We start from the raw sequence: 14601 nt of genomic DNA, 5'->3' as shown, positions 1-14601 counted from the left end.
CGCTGTGTCTCCGCTGATCGCCTAGCCAGGAACCCGCCCTCGCCGCCGGTTCATCCGGTCTCCGCGCGAGCGCATCAGCAGGTCGCCACGCCCGCCGCACGGCGTTTCGGCGGCTGCCACCTCCTGGTCGGTGCCGGCTTGTCCACCAGGGCCCACCACGCGAAGCGGCCCCGGTGGGAGCCGGTTGCTCACCGCTTGAATCCGCCATTCCGCTCCGCGCAACCTTCTCTGCCTGCACGAAAGGCCATCACGCATGTCACGATCCAGGTTCCGGTCCGCCGCGGCGGCCGGGGCTGCCGCCCTTGCCGTCGCCGGGCTGCTCACCGCCTGCTCCGGCCAGGGCTCGCCCGGCGAGGTGACGGACGTCGGCGACCCCGTCCACGGTGGCACGCTCGTCTATCTCGAACACCAGCCGCCGAGCTGCCTCTACCTGCCCGCCGCGGGCTTCTACCCGAACGGCGGTGTGCTCAACCAGCTCACCGACAAGCTCACCTGGCAGGACCCGAAGACGCTCAAGATCGAGCCCTGGATCGCGACGTCGTGGGAGGTCAACGCCGACGCGACCGAATACACCTTCCACCTGCGTGACGGGGTGACCTTCAGCGACGGCAGCCCGCTGGACGCGGAGACCGTGGCGGCGAACTACGACGTCTACGGCCTCGGCGACAAGGAACGGAAGCTTCCGGTGGCCGAGTTCGTCAACAACTACGAGCGCAGCGAGGTCGTCGACAAGAGCACCGTGAAGTTCCACTTCACCAAGCCGTCGCCCGGCTTCCTGCAGGGCACCTCCGTCATCGGCGCGGGTCTGGTGTCCAAGAAGACCATCTCGCTGCCGTACGAGGAGCAGTGCCAGCTCAAGAACGTCATCGGTTCGGGCCCGTTCACGGTGGCGAACCAGGTCATCGACAAGGAGATCGACCTGGCCGCCCGCCCGGACTACAACTGGGCGCCGCCGTCCTTCCCCCATCAGGGCCGCGCCTACCTCGACAAGATCAAGATCATCGTGACGCCGGAGGACAACGTCCGGGTGGGCGCGCTGACGTCGGGACAGGCCGACTACGTGCGCTACGTGCAGGCGTACGACGAGGCGACGGTCAAGGCGGCCGGCTACCGCATCTACGCCGAGCCGACCCGTGGCGTGAACAACGGGCTCTACCTGCGCCCGGCCAACAGCATGCTGCAGGACGTCAACGTCCGTAAGGCGCTGCAGGCGGGCACCAACGCCAAGGAGGTCGTCGAGACGTTGTTCACCGATAGCTACCCGGTGGCGACCTCGGTGCTCAGCCACCTCGCCGCCGGGTACGTGGACCTGTCCGCGCAGCTCGCGTACGACCCCGCCAAGGCCAACGCGCTGCTCGACCAGGCCGGCTGGGTCCGGGGCGGCGACGGCATCCGGGCGAAGAACGGCCGCAAGCTGGAGTTGAGCGTCTTCGTCTCCGGCCCGCAGCCGCTGTCGAAGCAGACCCTCGAACTGGTGGCGCAGCAGTGGACGCGGATCGGGGTGAAGCTCGACGTCCGGCCCGCGGACTCCGGCACCCAGGCGGCGGAGCTCAAGAACGCCGAAAAGACGCCCCTCACCCACTCGATGGTGGGCCGGGCGGACCAGGACGTGATCAAGAGCCACTTCCACACCAAGAACCGGGACGTGCTGCTGTCCAACGACGCGAAGCTCGACCGGCTGCTGGAGGAGGAGTCCGCCCTCGTCGACGAGAACGCGCGCAACGCGAAGGTCGCCGAGATCCAGCGGTACGTGGTGGACCAGGGCTACGCGATCCCGCTGTTCGAGGAACCCCAGGTGTACGGGGCCGCGCCGTACGTGCACGGCGTCAGCTTCGAGGCGGTCGCGCGACCCAGCTTCTACAACGTGTGGCTGTCGAAGAAGGACAAGTAGGGCGGACGGCGGCTCATGACCAGGTATCTCGCCCTCCGCGTCGGGCAGGCGGTGCTCGTGCTGTGGGCCGCCTTCACCGCCGGCTTCGTGCTGCTGCAACTGCTGCCCGGCGACGCCATCCTGATCAAGTTCCAGAACCCCGAGCTGGGGCTCTCACCGGAGCAGATCGCGCAGATCCGCCAGCTGTACGGCGGCGACCAGCCGGCCGTCGCCCGCTACCTGCACACCCTGCACGGCTTCCTGCACGGTGACTTCGGCTTCTCGATCGACACCGGCACCCCGGTGCTCGACCGACTGGCCGAGGGACTGCCGGCGACGGCGAAGCTCGCCACCCTCGGCTTCCTCGTCGCCGTGCTGATCGCCGTCGCGGTCGCCTTCGTGTCCAGCCACAGCCGGCTGGCCTGGCTCCGCGGCGCACTGCTGGCGCTGCCGCCCCTGTTCATCTCGATCCCCACCTTCTGGCTGGGCATCGTGCTGATCCAGGTGTTCTCCTTCCAGCTCAACCTGGTGCCGATCATCGGCGGCACCGAGTTCGAGCAGCTCATCCTGCCCGTGCTGACCCTCGCCGTACCGATCTCGGCGCCGCTGGCCCAGGTCCTGGCCCGCAGCCTCGACCAGGTCCAGGCGCAGCCGTTCGTCGCGGTGGTGGCCGCCAAGGGCGCGTCGCGGCGGTGGATCCTCTGGCGGCACGTCGCCCGCAACGCGCTGCTGCCCACGCTCACCATCGCCGGGGTCACCTTCGGCGAACTCATCGCCGGGTCGGTCGTGACCGAGACCGTCTTCGGCCGCAACGGCATCGGCCGCCTCACCGAGCAGGCGGTCGCCGCCCAGGACACCCCGGTGATGCTGGCCATCGTGGTGCTCTCGGCGACCGTGTTCGTGCTGGTCAACCTCGTGGTCGACCTGCTGTACCCGGTCCTGGACCCGCGACTGACGGCGAAGGTTGGTGTCCCCGCATGACCGCCGAACCTGCGGTGCTCCGGCCCGCCAAGGCCCGTGTCCGGCTGACGGCGCCGCTGCCTCACGTCGCGCTGGTGCTCGCCTGGCTCGCCATCGCCCTCGTCGTGCTGTGGGCGATCGTGCCGGGCCTGTTCACCGGGCACGACCCGATCACCGGCGTACCGGCGGAGAAGCTGCAGCCGCCGAGCGGCGCGCACCTGTTCGGCACCGACGCGTTGGGCCGGGACCTGTTCGCCCGGGTCGTACACGGCTCGGCCCGTTCCCTGTCCGGAGGGTTCGTCGCCGTGGCGGTGGGTCTCGCGGCGGGCACGCTGCTCGGCCTGCTCGCCGGATCGGTCGGCGGCCTGCTCGACGAACTGGTGATGCGGGTGGTCGACGTGCTGCTCGCCGTCCCGGGGCTGCTGCTCGCGTTGACCGCCATCATCCTGCTCGGCTCCGGCACCATCAACGTGGCGATCGCCGTCGGGATCGGCTCGGTGGCGGCGTTCGCCCGGCTCGCCCGAGCGGAGGTGGTGCGCGTCCGGCGCGCCGACTACGTCGAGGCCGCGTTCGGCAGCGGCGCCCGCTTCTCCAGCGTGCTGTGGCGGCACGTGCTGCCCAACTCCCTCGGTCCCGTCGTGGCGCTCGCCGCGGTGCAGTTCGGCTCCGCCATCCTGGCCATCTCCACGTTCAGCTTCCTCGGCTACGGCGCGAAACCGCCGGACCCGGAGTGGGGGCTGCTCATCTCCGAGGGGCGCAACTACCTGGCCACCTCGTGGTGGCTGACCACCCTGCCAGGCGTGGTCGTCGTCCTGGTCGTGCTCGCCGCCGGCCGCATCAGCCGCTCGATCGGCAGGGAGGACGGATGAGCCTGCTGGAGGTACGCGGCCTGAACGTCTCCTACCGCACGCGCAACCAGGCCCACCGGGCGGTCAGCGGCCTCTCGCTCGCCGTCGAACCGGGCCAGGTCGTCGCGATCGTCGGGGAGTCCGGCTCCGGCAAGTCGACCACCGCACACGCGATCATCGGCCTGCTGCCCGCGAACGGGTCCGTCGACGCCGGCCAGATCCTGCTCAACGGCACGGACATCGCCGGCTGGTCCGCGAAGCGACTGGAGTCGGTCCGCGGCGTTCAGGTCGGCCTGATCCCGCAGGATCCGACGGCTTCGTTGAACCCGGTCAAGACGGTCGGCGCCCAGGTCGGCGAGGTGCTGCGTATCCACCGGCGCGGCGATCGGCGCACAATCCCGCGGCAGGTCGTCGAACTGCTCGCCCGGGTCGGGCTGCCCGATCCCGAGCTGCGCGCCCGACAGTATCCGCACGAACTGTCCGGCGGGATGCGCCAGCGGGTACTCATCGCCATCGCCGTCGCCCTGCAACCGCAGCTGATCATCGCGGACGAGCCGACCAGCGCGCTCGACGTCACCGTGCAGCGACGCATTCTCGACCTCATCGACGACCTTCGAGCGGAGTTCGGCACCGCCGTGCTCCTCGTGACCCACGACCTCGGCGTCGCCGCCGAGCGGTCGAACCGGCTGGTCGTCATGCGCGACGGGCGGATCGAGGAGCAGGGGGAGACCCGTGCCGTCCTCGCCCACCCCGAGGCCGAGTACACCCGGCAGTTGCTGCGGGACGCCCCCTCGCTGACGCCCCGGCCGTTCCGGGCACTGGTCGCCGACGCCGGCGGCTCCACCGCCGAGCAGCCGTACGCGATCATCGCCCGCGATCTGGTGAAGGAGTTCCGGGTGGGGCGCACGCCGTTCCGGGCGGTCGACGGGGTGTCGTTCGAGGTGCGGCGGGGGACCACCCACGCCCTGGTCGGTGAGTCGGGGTCCGGGAAGACGACCACGGCGCGCCTGGTCGTCCGTTTCGCGGCGCCGACCTCCGGGTCGGTGACCATCGACGGCACGGACGTGGCGCGGCTGCGCGGCGAGGAACTTCGCCAGCTGCGCCGCCGCGTGCAGCTGGTCTACCAGAACCCGGCCGGCTCGCTCGATCCCCGGCAACGGGTCGAGGACATCGTGGCCGAGCCGCTGCGCAATTTCCGGCTCGCCGACCGGGCCGGCCGCGGCAGACGGGCACGGGACCTCATCGACCGGGTGGCCCTGCCGCGGACGGTGCTCGACCGCAGGCCACGAGAGCTGTCCGGCGGCCAACGCCAACGGGTCGCGATCGCCCGGGCGCTGGCGGTGGACCCGCAGGTGCTGGTGCTCGACGAGGCGGTGTCCGCGCTCGACGTGACCGTGCAGGCGCAGATTCTCGACCTGCTCGACGGGCTGCAGCGCGAACTCGGTCTCACCTATCTGTTCATCTCGCACGACCTTTCGGTGGTGCGGCAGATCTCCGACACCGTGTCGGTCATGAGGAAAGGGCACATCGTGGAAACCGGAACCACCCAGCAGGTCTTCCAGACACCGCAGCACGACTACACCCGCGAGCTGCTGGCTGCCGTACCCGGCATCGTCGCGGACCTGATGGCGTGAGCCGGCCGCGACTCGGGTTCTTCACCCGGCTGCTCGACGACGCGCCCGCTGACGTGCGTTACCGGCTGGCCGCCGAGCAGATCCGGTACGCCGAGGCGTATGGGTTCGACTCGGCGTGGGTGGCGCAGCACCACTTCGACGAGGCCGAAGGTGGGCTGCCGGCGCCGCTGGTGTTCCTCAGCCACGTCGCCGCGCAGACCCACCGGATCCGCCTCGGCACCGGCATCATCGCGCTGCCGCTGGAGAACCCCGTCCGCGTCGCCGAGGACACCGCGGTACTCGATCTGCTCAGCGGCGGCCGGCTCGAAGTTGGCGTCGGCAACGGTGGCAATCCCGCGTCGTTCAGTGCCTTTGGGCACGACAGCGCGAACCGCTCCGCCATCTACGCGCAGCACCTCGCCGTGCTCGTCGACGCCTGGTCGGGGCGCCCCCTCGGCGACGCGGAAAGCCGCCTCTACCCGGCGGCGCCACGCCTGCTCGGCGCCGTCTGGGAGGCGACGTTCTCGGTGAGCGGGGGAGTCCGCGCCGGAAAGGCCGGCAACGGGCTGATGCTCTCGCGGACCCAGCCACGGACCGAGGACGCCCCGCACGCGACGCTGGCGGAGATCCAGCGCCCGATCGTCGACGCGTACCGCGAGAACCTGCCGCAGGGCGTGCCGCCACGGATCATGGCGTCGCGTACGGCGTTCGTCGCCGACAACCGCGCCGAGGCGCTGCGCCTCGCCGAAGCCGGGCTCGGCCGCGCCGCCCGGCAGTTCAAGGCGAAGGGCCACCCGGTGCCGGACGGAGGCGTCGAGCAGCTCATCGCCGCGTTCGACGTCCACCTCGGCACCCCGGACGACGTCATCGCCAGCCTGCAGGCCGACCCGACCCTCGAACGGGCGACCGACCTGGTCTTCCAGGTGCACTCGATCGACCCGCCGCATCCGCTTGTCCTCCGCTCGATCGAGCTGCTCGCGACCGAGGTCGCGCCCGCCCTCGGCTGGGCGCCCAACTCCACCGCCGTCCCCGCAACAGAACTGAGCAGAACATGAGCACATCCCTCACCGACGTCATCGACCACCTGGTCCGCATCGAGCCCGGATCCCACCTCGACGAGATACGCCACCGGCGGCCGGACGCCCGCCGGAACGCGCAGGCGAGCTACGAGGCGCTCCTCTCGCCACGCCTACCCGGCGACGTCAGCGCCACCGAACGGCTGGCCGTCGCGGCGTTCGTGACCGGCCTGCACCAGGACCCCGCGACCGCCGAGTTCTACGCCACCAGGCTCGCGGAGCACACACCGGGCCTGGCCCCGGTGATCGCCAAGGAGGTCGACGCCGCCCGCACCACCGGCCCATACGGCGCGTATCCACCTGGCCCGCACGCCGCGGAGAGCGTGGCAGGGCCGATCTACCAAGCGGCGGACCGAGACGCCCTCGGCGCACGCCTCGCCGCCGCGCTGGAACACGCCCACCTACTCGTGTTCCGCCCCCGGGAGGCGAGCCGCGAGGCGCTGCAGACGCTCCTCGATGCCGGCTGGAGCACCACCGACGTGGTGACGCTGTCGCAGCTCATCGCCTTCCTCAGCTTCCAGGTCCGCGTGGTCACCGGCCTCCGGCTGCTGGCCGCGTCCCGGAAAGGACCCCGCTCGTGACCGACACCGTGCTCGACCGTCCCGCCGCCGAGCGGCCACTCGCCTTCACCCAGGACCAGCTCGGCTGGGCGCCCTGGCTCGCCCCGCTCACCGAGGCCGAACTCACCGACGTCCACTGGGCGGCCCTGGTCGACAAGGCCCGTGCCCAGTCGCCGTACTTCCTGCTGCTCGCCCGCGACCCGGAGATCCTGCAGGCCCGGACGAAGACCGACAAGGACATCTTCTACAACTCCAACGGCGGCCTGCCGCGGGCGGAACGGGAACTCGCCGCCACGGCCACGTCGCGCCGCAACGGCTGCGTCTTCTGCGCCTCCGTGCACGCCCGGTTCGCCGCGCACCACTCCCACCGCCCCCAGGACGTGCAGCGGCTGCTCGACCAGGGCGTCGACGCGCCCCAGGACGAGCGCTGGCAAGCGCTCGTCGACGCCGCAGCGGCGCTCACGGCCACACCGAGCGCGCTGGGCGGCAAGCACATCGAGGCGCTGCGCGCGGTCGGCCTCGACGACCTGGCGATCAGCGACCTCCTGCACGCGGCAGCCTTCTTCAACTGGGCCAACCGGCTCATGCTCTCCCTCGGGGAGCCCACCCCACCGCCGACCGCGTGACAGCGACCTGAGAAAGGCAGCGACATGACCGAACCCCTGCTCGACCATCTCGTCTACGCCGTGCCCGACCTCGCCGCCGGCGTCGCCCAGTTCACGGCACGCACCGGGATCGCCCCGATACCCGGCGGCCGGCACCCCAGCGGCACCGCCAACTACCTCGTCGGGTTCGGACCGACCTCGTACCTCGAGATCATCGGCCCGGACCCGGACGCGGACACCGCCGAACCGCCCCGATCCTTCGGCCTGGACCGGCTGACCGAGCCGCGCCTGGTGACCTGGGCGGTGCACCCGGAAGACCTCGACAAGACCGTCACCGCCGCCCGCGAACACGGATACGACCCCGGCGAGATCCAGCCACTGTCCCGCCGCCGGCCCGACGGGGTGCTGCTGTCCTGGCGGCTCACCCGACGGGCGGCCCCGGCCGCGGAAGGACTGGTGCCGTTCCTGATCGACTGGACCGGCACCGAGCACCCCGCGCGGGCCGCCCTGCCGCAGCTGCGGCTCACCTCGTTTACCGCCACCCATCCGGACCCACCGGCCGCCCAGCGTGACCTCACCGCCCTCGGCGTCACCCTCAAGGTGACCGCCGGGCCCGACACCGGGCTGCAGGCGGTGCTGGACACGCCGCGCGGCCCCGTGACACTGCGCTGACAAGGAAGCAGACCATGAGCAACCTGCGCGAGTACCTGTCCCAGAAGCGGGCGGCCTTGACCGCCCGGCGCGAATCCGCGAACGGCGGTCCCGTCCCGCTGCGTGCGCGAGTCACCGCCGAAGGACGCAGCGGCGTACGACGCATCCGGATCCGCGAGTTCCAGATCATCAGCGACAGCCGCCCGGACCTCGCCGGCTACGACCTCGGCCCCGGCTCTCCGGAACTGCAGGCCGGCGTGCTCGGCAGCTGCGTCACGCACATCTTCCTCATCAAGGCGGCCGAGTTGGCGATCCCGCTCGACTCGCTCGCCGTCGACGTGCAGGCGGAGTACGACCCACGCGGCCAGGCGCCCGACAACGTCGACGTGCCCGTCCATCCGTACAACTTCCGCTACCAGGTGCAGGTCAGCTCGCCCGCCTCCGACGAGGACCTGGCCCGGCTGCACGCCGAGGTGCAACGGGTGTGCCCGATCCTCAACCTGCTCCGTAACCCACAGGAGATCCACGGCTCGGTGGTGCGGGTGAGCCCGGCCGCCGAGGAACTCAGCGCCGCCTGAGCCAGGGCAGAACTCACGAAGCTCAGCACGGCGGGGGAGAGCCGGACCGGTCAGACGTCCGGGCCCGGCCCTGGGGAACCGGGGCCGGGCACGTCCCTCGTCGTCAACTCATCCCCGGGCAGGGCGGCCTGGAATCAGGATGTCGGGCGGCACGCCGGAATCGGCTGGAAAGCCGAGGGCGGGCAGCGGCCGGCCCCTGCGATACCCCGCCCAGCTATGGTTGACGCCATGATCCTTCGCCACGTGACCGTCGACTGTGCAGAGCCGTATGCGCTCGCGACGTTCTGGAGCGAGGTCACCGGGTGGCCGGTGTCGGATCTGGACGAGCCGGGCGACGCCGAGGTCCTCATCGAGGCGCCCTCACCCGTACCCGGCCTCCTGTTCATCCGGGTGCCCGAGGGCAAGACGGCGAAAAATCGGATTCACTTCGACTGGATGCCGACCGAGCGGACCCGCGACGACGAGGTGGAGCGCATCGTCGCCCTCGGTGCGAAGATCTACGAGGACCACCGTACCGCCGACGGGCGCGGCTGGGTCACTCTGCTCGATCCCGAGGGCAACGAGTTCTGCATCGAACGGGGCGAGGCCGAGCGCGACAGCTAGCTGAAACCATCCTCGCCGCCGGGCTGGCGGAGAGGTAGAACGCCTGCGGAGCTGATGTAAGACCCCAAGGGAAACCTCCCGGCGAGGCAATCGGCGACGAAACAGGAAACCTCACGGTGGGTCACACCGTCCCGACGGGGCGCTGGTGGGCTCCGGTGATGTCGGTACCGGTGAGGTAGGGCGTGGAGCCGGTGACGAGCAGTCGGTAGCCGTCGTGGTAGCCGACGTACGAGCCGCGCTGGTAGTAGGTGACGCGCAGCGTGAGCCGGGTGCCGGCGGCGACCTGGACCTGGATCGTGTCGGCCAGTTCGACGGAATCGGACGTGGCGAGCACCCGCCCGGTGTCGTCGGTCAACTCGAGGTCGAAGTCGTCGACCAGGGCGCTGCCACGGGCCGCGCCGGTCGGGTAGTTCAGCTGGTTGCCTGCCGCGGTGGTCACGTAGCCGGACAGCGTCGCGAGGTCGTAGCGCATCCACATCGGCACGATGTTGACGGTGACCCACTGGGTGCTGGTGGAGGTGAACCGGTACTCGACGCTCCCGCCCGGCGCCAGGTAGCTCCGCTCGACCATGAACGAGGTGTCGTTGCCGTACCCGAGGGCCCGGGCGTACTCGTCGCGGTAGAGCTCGTACAGCTCGTAGCGGCGGGTGGCGGAGCCGTACGGCACATCCACGGCGCGGCGTACGTCCCCGCCGCTGTCGACGTACGCTCCGTCGGAGGTCCGGCGGAACCCGTGCGCGCCGGTCGGGCCGAGTGGGCCCAACGGGCCGAGCGGGCCCAGCGGTCCGACAGGCCCCAGCACACCCCAGACACCCCCGGCCTGGAGTTGCTTGCTGAAGTCGCCGAGGGCGGGCAGCGTCTCAGCGTATGCGTGCGGGGAGAGCGGGCCGGTGGGGCCGAGCGGTCCCCAGTCGCTCATCGGACCGTGGTACCAGCCGAGCATGCTGGCCCAGTCGTCCCAGCACGTGCCGGTGATCCACGTGGACGGGTTCCAGACGGTGTTGCCGACGGGGCCGGCGACTCCGAGTGGTCCCCAGGGGCCGACCAGCCCGTAGTGGCCGAGCGGGCCCATCGGTTTGAGGTAGTCGGCGGCTTGCAACGGGTCGTCCGGGTAGGTGCTGCGCACCGCGGGGCTGACCGTGGACAGGTCGCCGTGCAGCGCCTCCACCGAGGCCGCCGACACGTACCTGGGAGAGTCGGCATGGGCAGGTGCAGCCGCCGTCACGACAGCTGTCGCGGCCGCGAGCGCGGCGGTGAGGTAGCGCCATCGGGGGGTCCTCGCCGCGAGTGCTGATCGCATGGACGTCGTACTCCTCTTCCGGTGCGGATGTCGACGACCCATTGTGGAGAGTGCCGCGGACGCGGCTGCGGCGGCCCCGACGTACTGTGAGCTATCCGCCACCGGGCGTGGCAGGGGTCAATCGCCGAAGCGGCGCCACGCGTCGTCCGCCACCGCGTTGACACTGTCGCCGGCGGTGACGAGGTCTGCGGCGGTGAACCGTTCCGCTTCGCCCGCGCGCCAGCGGACGGCTCGGTGCGCGAGATCGGCGTATTCGGGAAGCAGTCGCGCGAGGTAGTCGCCCGCCGCGGCCTTCGAGATGATGTCGCCGTGGGCGAGGGTGTAGTGCAGCCGTGCGGGTCCGAGCGCGAACCAGGCGACGATTCCGGCGTCCACGACCGCGTCAGGGCCTACCCCGGCCAGCTTCGCCGGGAACGTCGCGACGAGCGACTGCCAGTACTCACGCAGGTTGTCGAGGTTGTAGCGGCGCAGCTGCTCCGGGTCGACTCGTACGCGCAACTCGGCGACGGCCGGGCCGCGAACCGGGATGCCGTACCGCTGCAGGGTCAGCCACAGCACCGGCGTGAGTTCACCGCAGGGTTTGCCGGTGGTGAACTCGCCGTTGACAACGAACGGCACGGCGCGCCGGTCGGCCGGCCAGGACTGTGCCAACGCGGGCTCCAGGTAGACGCCGTCGAAATGGGGTGACCGGGGCAGGTCGGCGTGGATGGCCGCGAGCTGGGTGAGGTCGGCGCCGCTGGCCGGCCGGGAGGTCATGATCACCACGTCGACGTCACTGGCACCGGCCTGCCAGGCACCGAGCGCGGCGGAGCCGACGACGTAGAGGCCCCGGACGTAGCCGGGCAGTGCCCGGTCGACCGCCTGAAGGTAGCTCCGCGTCAGCTCCTCGATCACACACGTGACCGTAGCGGTGCCGCACGGGTCGGTGGTGCTGGCACCACCAATGCTGAGGTGCTGACACTCCTGACCAGCCGGGCGGCGCCGCGTTGGATCGACGGTATGACGAACATGATCCACTTGCCTGAACCGGCTCGGGTGCGACGTCGGTCATCGCGGCTGGTGCGCGGCGCCCTGATCGCGGTCACCGCCCTCAGCGCCCTGGCCGTCGCTGCCGTCGCGCTCGCGCCGCCCTCGACCGCGGACCCCACGACGGGCAGCGGCTCCTCCGCCGTGGTCGTGACAGACAGCGGCCCGATCAGGGGCGTGGTCACCAGCGGGTACCGGTCCTTCCAGGGGATTCCGTACGCGGCGGCTCCGGTCGGCGACCTGCGCTGGCTCTCACCGCAGCCGCCCACGCCGTGGACGGAGGTCCGCGACGCCACGCAGCCGGGCAACGCCTGCGCCCAGCCCGCCGGCGTACCGATGGGCCGGCCGAGCACCGCGGAGGACTGCCTGTTCCTGAACGTGACCACACCGCGCGGCGGTGGCGCCCGCCCGCGGCCGGTGATGGTGTGGTTGCACGGCGGCAGCCTGACCTACGGCGCCGGCGACATCTACTCCCCGATGAGTCTGGTGACCCGCGGGGATGTCCTGGTCGTGACCGTCAACTACCGGCTCGGCGCCCTCGGCTTCCTCGCCCATCCGGCCTTCGACGCCGGTGCGGCCAGGTCGGGCAACTTCGGCCTGGAGGACCAGCAGGCCGCGCTTCGCTGGGTACGCCGCAACGCCGCGGCTTTCGGTGGCGACCCGCGTAACGTGACGCTGTTCGGGCAGTCCGCGGGCAGCTTCAGCAGCTGCGCGCATCTGGCCTCACCGGCGTCGGCGGGACTGTTCGACAAGGTGATCATGCAGAGCGGTCCGTGCACCGCGGGGTGGACCCCGGCCACCACGTCGGCGCCGCGACCGCGGGCGGTGGCGCAGCAGGAAGGGCTGGCTCTGGCACAGTCGCTCGGCTGCCCGGACGCGGCCACTGCGGCGGCGTGCCTGCGGGCGAAGCCGGTCGACGACCTGCTGACGGCAACGGCGTCGCTGCCCGACCTCGGACCCGTGCTGGGTGGCCCGGTTCTGCCGATCGACCCGGCCGAGGCGCTGGCCACGGGCCGGTTCCACCGGGTGCCGGTGATCCACGGCTACAACCGGGACGAGGAGCGGCTGCGCGTGTGGGGCCTGGAGGTGTCCGGGGCGAACTGCGGTCCCGGTGTGCCGACGCTGCCGGGCCGGCCACAGGAGTGCCCGCTGACCGACGCGCAGTACCTCGACCAGCTCCGCCAGGAGTGGCACCGCGACGCGGAAATGGTCGCGGCCCGCTATCCGAGCGGCAGGTACCCGTCGCCGAGCGAGGCGCTGGGCGCCGCGCTCACCGACGCCGTCTGGGTCCGATCCACCCTGGACACCGCTGCCGCGTTGGCCCGCCACACCCCGACGTACGTGTATGAGTTCGGCGACGGGCAGGCACCGTTCTTCGTCGGGGCGAACCCGCCCAGCTTTCCGCTCGGCGCCTTCCACACCGCGGAACTGCCGTACCTGTTCACCGTCGGCTACGCCGAGCCGCTGTCCGACGCCCAGCAGGCGCTGGGCGAGCAGATGATCGCCTACTGGACGCGGTTCGCGTACACCGGCGACCCGACGGCTCCCGGCGCACCGAGCTGGGCTCGGTATGACGGGCGGCACGTGCTGTCCCTGACCCCGGAGGTCGTCCGGCCCCTCGACGCCAAGGCCGCCCACCACTACGACTTCTGGCAGTCGCTGGACGGCTGATGATTGCGGGGTCGGCGCCGATCGTGCCGGCCCCGCGCCACCAGCGCGACGGCGCCGCGCTGCGGCGGCTCAGCGCAGCAGCACCGGTCCGGCGTCGATCGGGATGCGGAACAGGGCGTACGGCTTGCGCCGCAGGTCCTGTCCGCGCTGGTATTTCGCCTGCCGGTGCAGCTGGTTCGCGGTGACGTACAGGTGGCGGTCGGTGGCCACGGACATCGTGTCGGGCCAGAGCAGCCGCGGGTCGTGCGCCACGGTCTCGAACTCGCCGTCCGGCCGGCGGCGCAGCACCGCGTTGTGCTCGTACGAGGTCAGGTACAACCGCCCGGCGTCGTCGGTCTCCAGGCCGTCGGCGCCGCCGCCCTTGTCGCCCTCGTCCACCACGGCCGCGGCGACGTCGGCGTCGGTGCGGGATCGGTCGGTCAGGGCGTCGGTGGCCACGCTGTACCAGCGGCGGGAGGCGAGCGGGCAGTAGTGCAGGCGGGAGCCGTCGGCGGAGATGGCGATGCCGTCGGAGCCCATGGCGACCGGCTTGGCGGCCCCGTCGGCGGGCTGCTCCAGGAACGGCCGTCCCTCCACCACGGGCCGGAAGATGTGCAGCGGTTCGGCCTTGGTGGTCGGGTGGTCGTGCAGGCGCCGCCAGGAGGCGCCGCTGGCGAGGTCGACGACGATGATCCCGTTGGGGCCGGAGTCGGAGGAGTCGGTGATGTAGGCGACGCCGGCGTCGCCGCGGCGCAGGTCAAAACGGACGTCGTTGAGGTAGGTCGAGGGCAGTGCCACGTCGGTCGGGAAGGTGATCACCTGCGCGACCGTGTCGGTGTTCAGGTCGATCCGGACCAGCTTGGGCCCGCCGGGGCTGGTGGGCTGGAACATGGGGCTGCCGGTGTCGAGCACCCAGAGCCGGTCGGCCGGGTCCACGACGATGCTCTGCACCGACACGAACGCGTTCGCGTCGTCGTTGCCCGACGGGTTGTTCCACGCCTGGTCGGGGAAGGGCACCTCCTGGCCGTCGCGCAGCTCCACCAGGGTGGCCGGCACCTCGTCGCCCCACTTCGGGAAGTTGACGAAGATGCGGCCGGTGTGCGAGACGCTGACCCCGGTGGGCATGGGTCCGGTGAAGGAGTGCACCAGCTCCAGCTCACCGAGCGGCTCGTCACCCGGCAGCGTCATGCCGCGTCACCCGGCCGGGCCGTTGGATGATGCGTCGGTCCCATGCTCCGCCTCCTGATCATCGCTCGCGAGC

The 14601-nt window shown here is 71.4% G+C and carries 14 protein-coding genes; 11 read left to right on the top strand and 3 right to left on the bottom strand.

What is annotated here, in order from left to right; genetic code table 11:
* Nucleotides 1-253: 253 nt before the first annotated feature.
* The 10 genes from ACY34I_RS00405 (at nucleotide 254) to ACY34I_RS00360 (ending at nucleotide 9364) form a co-directional block, all read left to right on the top strand.
* The gene (locus ACY34I_RS00405) at nucleotides 254-1891 is read left to right on the top strand and encodes a TIGR04028 family ABC transporter substrate-binding protein (protein ID WP_462751300.1); all 1638 of its coding nucleotides are present in this window, start codon (nucleotides 254-256) and stop codon (nucleotides 1889-1891) included.
* A gap of 15 nt (nucleotides 1892-1906) precedes the next feature.
* A complete protein-coding gene (locus ACY34I_RS00400) occupies nucleotides 1907-2851 on the top strand; it encodes an ABC transporter permease (protein ID WP_462751298.1) in 945 nt (314 codons plus the stop codon).
* Nucleotides 2848-3699 carry an ABC transporter permease gene (locus tag ACY34I_RS00395; protein WP_462751296.1) on the top strand — a complete coding sequence of 284 codons (852 nt, stop codon included), beginning with the start codon at nucleotides 2848-2850 and terminating at the stop codon, nucleotides 3697-3699. Before ACY34I_RS00400 ends, ACY34I_RS00395 begins: the two co-directional genes overlap by 4 nt.
* Complete coding sequence (locus ACY34I_RS00390; protein ID WP_462751294.1) at nucleotides 3696-5312, top strand: dipeptide ABC transporter ATP-binding protein; 1617 nt, start codon at nucleotides 3696-3698, stop codon at nucleotides 5310-5312. Before ACY34I_RS00395 ends, ACY34I_RS00390 begins: the two co-directional genes overlap by 4 nt.
* On the top strand, nucleotides 5309-6346 hold the full coding sequence (locus tag ACY34I_RS00385) for a putative FMN-dependent luciferase-like monooxygenase (protein ID WP_462751292.1): 1038 nt from the start codon (nucleotides 5309-5311) through the stop codon (nucleotides 6344-6346). Before ACY34I_RS00390 ends, ACY34I_RS00385 begins: the two co-directional genes overlap by 4 nt.
* Nucleotides 6343-6948, top strand: a complete 606-nt coding sequence (locus tag ACY34I_RS00380; protein ID WP_462751290.1) for a CMD domain protein — start codon at nucleotides 6343-6345, stop codon at nucleotides 6946-6948. Before ACY34I_RS00385 ends, ACY34I_RS00380 begins: the two co-directional genes overlap by 4 nt.
* A complete protein-coding gene (locus ACY34I_RS00375) occupies nucleotides 6945-7553 on the top strand; it encodes an alkylhydroperoxidase domain protein (protein WP_462751288.1) in 609 nt (202 codons plus the stop codon). The genes ACY34I_RS00380 and ACY34I_RS00375 overlap by 4 nt, the downstream gene beginning before the upstream one ends.
* 24 nt (nucleotides 7554-7577) lie before the next feature.
* Nucleotides 7578-8204, top strand: a complete 627-nt coding sequence (locus ACY34I_RS00370; protein WP_462751286.1) for a VOC family protein — start codon at nucleotides 7578-7580, stop codon at nucleotides 8202-8204.
* Nucleotides 8205-8218: 14 nt separating this feature from the next.
* Entirely contained in the window at nucleotides 8219-8761 is a 543-nt protein-coding gene (locus ACY34I_RS00365; RefSeq protein WP_462751284.1) for an OsmC family protein, read from the top strand.
* Between the two features lie 228 nt (nucleotides 8762-8989).
* Nucleotides 8990-9364 (top strand): VOC family protein, encoded by a 375-nt coding sequence (locus ACY34I_RS00360; RefSeq protein ID WP_462751282.1) that lies wholly within the window; start codon nucleotides 8990-8992, stop codon nucleotides 9362-9364.
* A gap of 121 nt (nucleotides 9365-9485) precedes the next feature.
* On the opposite strand, the gene ACY34I_RS00355 is transcribed toward ACY34I_RS00360, so the two are convergent.
* Together ACY34I_RS00355 and ACY34I_RS00350 are read right to left on the bottom strand one after the other, a co-directional pair.
* Nucleotides 9486-10664 (bottom strand): hypothetical protein, encoded by a 1179-nt coding sequence (locus tag ACY34I_RS00355; RefSeq protein ID WP_462751280.1) that lies wholly within the window; start codon nucleotides 10662-10664, stop codon nucleotides 9486-9488.
* 117 nt (nucleotides 10665-10781) lie between these two features.
* The gene (locus tag ACY34I_RS00350) at nucleotides 10782-11558 is read right to left on the bottom strand and encodes an aminoglycoside adenylyltransferase domain-containing protein (RefSeq protein ID WP_462751278.1); all 777 of its coding nucleotides are present in this window, start codon (nucleotides 11556-11558) and stop codon (nucleotides 10782-10784) included.
* A 165-nt stretch (nucleotides 11559-11723) separates the two neighbouring features.
* Between ACY34I_RS00350 and ACY34I_RS00345 the strand changes: the two genes are divergently transcribed.
* Nucleotides 11724-13361, top strand: coding sequence for a carboxylesterase/lipase family protein (locus ACY34I_RS00345; RefSeq protein WP_462751276.1), 1638 nt, complete (start codon nucleotides 11724-11726; stop codon nucleotides 13359-13361).
* A gap of 69 nt (nucleotides 13362-13430) precedes the next feature.
* Here ACY34I_RS00345 and ACY34I_RS00340 read toward each other — a convergent pair whose 3' ends face one another.
* Nucleotides 13431-14528, bottom strand: coding sequence for an L-dopachrome tautomerase-related protein (locus tag ACY34I_RS00340; RefSeq protein WP_462751274.1), 1098 nt, complete (start codon nucleotides 14526-14528; stop codon nucleotides 13431-13433).
* Nucleotides 14529-14601: the final 73 nt, after the last annotated feature.

It is taken from the genome of Micromonospora sp. RTBAU3-60 (assembly GCF_054963695.1).
Note: the sequence above shows the minus strand (reverse complement) of the source record. Positions and strands in the feature narration are given on the sequence as shown.

What these genes read in the sequence shown, in the direction of transcription:
- ACY34I_RS00380 (WP_462751290.1), top strand. Translation starts at nt 6,343, where the DNA reads ATGAGCACATCCCTCACCGACGTCATCGACCACCTGGTCCGCATCGAG.
- ACY34I_RS00390 (WP_462751294.1), top strand. Translation starts at nt 3,696, where the DNA reads ATGAGCCTGCTGGAGGTACGCGGCCTGAACGTCTCCTACCGCACGCGC.
- ACY34I_RS00355 (WP_462751280.1), bottom strand. Translation starts at nt 10,664, where the DNA reads ATGCGATCAGCACTCGCGGCGAGGACCCCCCGATGGCGCTACCTCACC.
- ACY34I_RS00340 (WP_462751274.1), bottom strand. Translation starts at nt 14,528, where the DNA reads ATGACGCTGCCGGGTGACGAGCCGCTCGGTGAGCTGGAGCTGGTGCAC.
- ACY34I_RS00360 (WP_462751282.1), top strand. Translation starts at nt 8,990, where the DNA reads ATGATCCTTCGCCACGTGACCGTCGACTGTGCAGAGCCGTATGCGCTC.
- ACY34I_RS00370 (WP_462751286.1), top strand. Translation starts at nt 7,578, where the DNA reads ATGACCGAACCCCTGCTCGACCATCTCGTCTACGCCGTGCCCGACCTC.
- ACY34I_RS00395 (WP_462751296.1), top strand. Translation starts at nt 2,848, where the DNA reads ATGACCGCCGAACCTGCGGTGCTCCGGCCCGCCAAGGCCCGTGTCCGG.
- ACY34I_RS00405 (WP_462751300.1), top strand. Translation starts at nt 254, where the DNA reads ATGTCACGATCCAGGTTCCGGTCCGCCGCGGCGGCCGGGGCTGCCGCC.
- ACY34I_RS00400 (WP_462751298.1), top strand. Translation starts at nt 1,907, where the DNA reads ATGACCAGGTATCTCGCCCTCCGCGTCGGGCAGGCGGTGCTCGTGCTG.
- ACY34I_RS00365 (WP_462751284.1), top strand. Translation starts at nt 8,219, where the DNA reads ATGAGCAACCTGCGCGAGTACCTGTCCCAGAAGCGGGCGGCCTTGACC.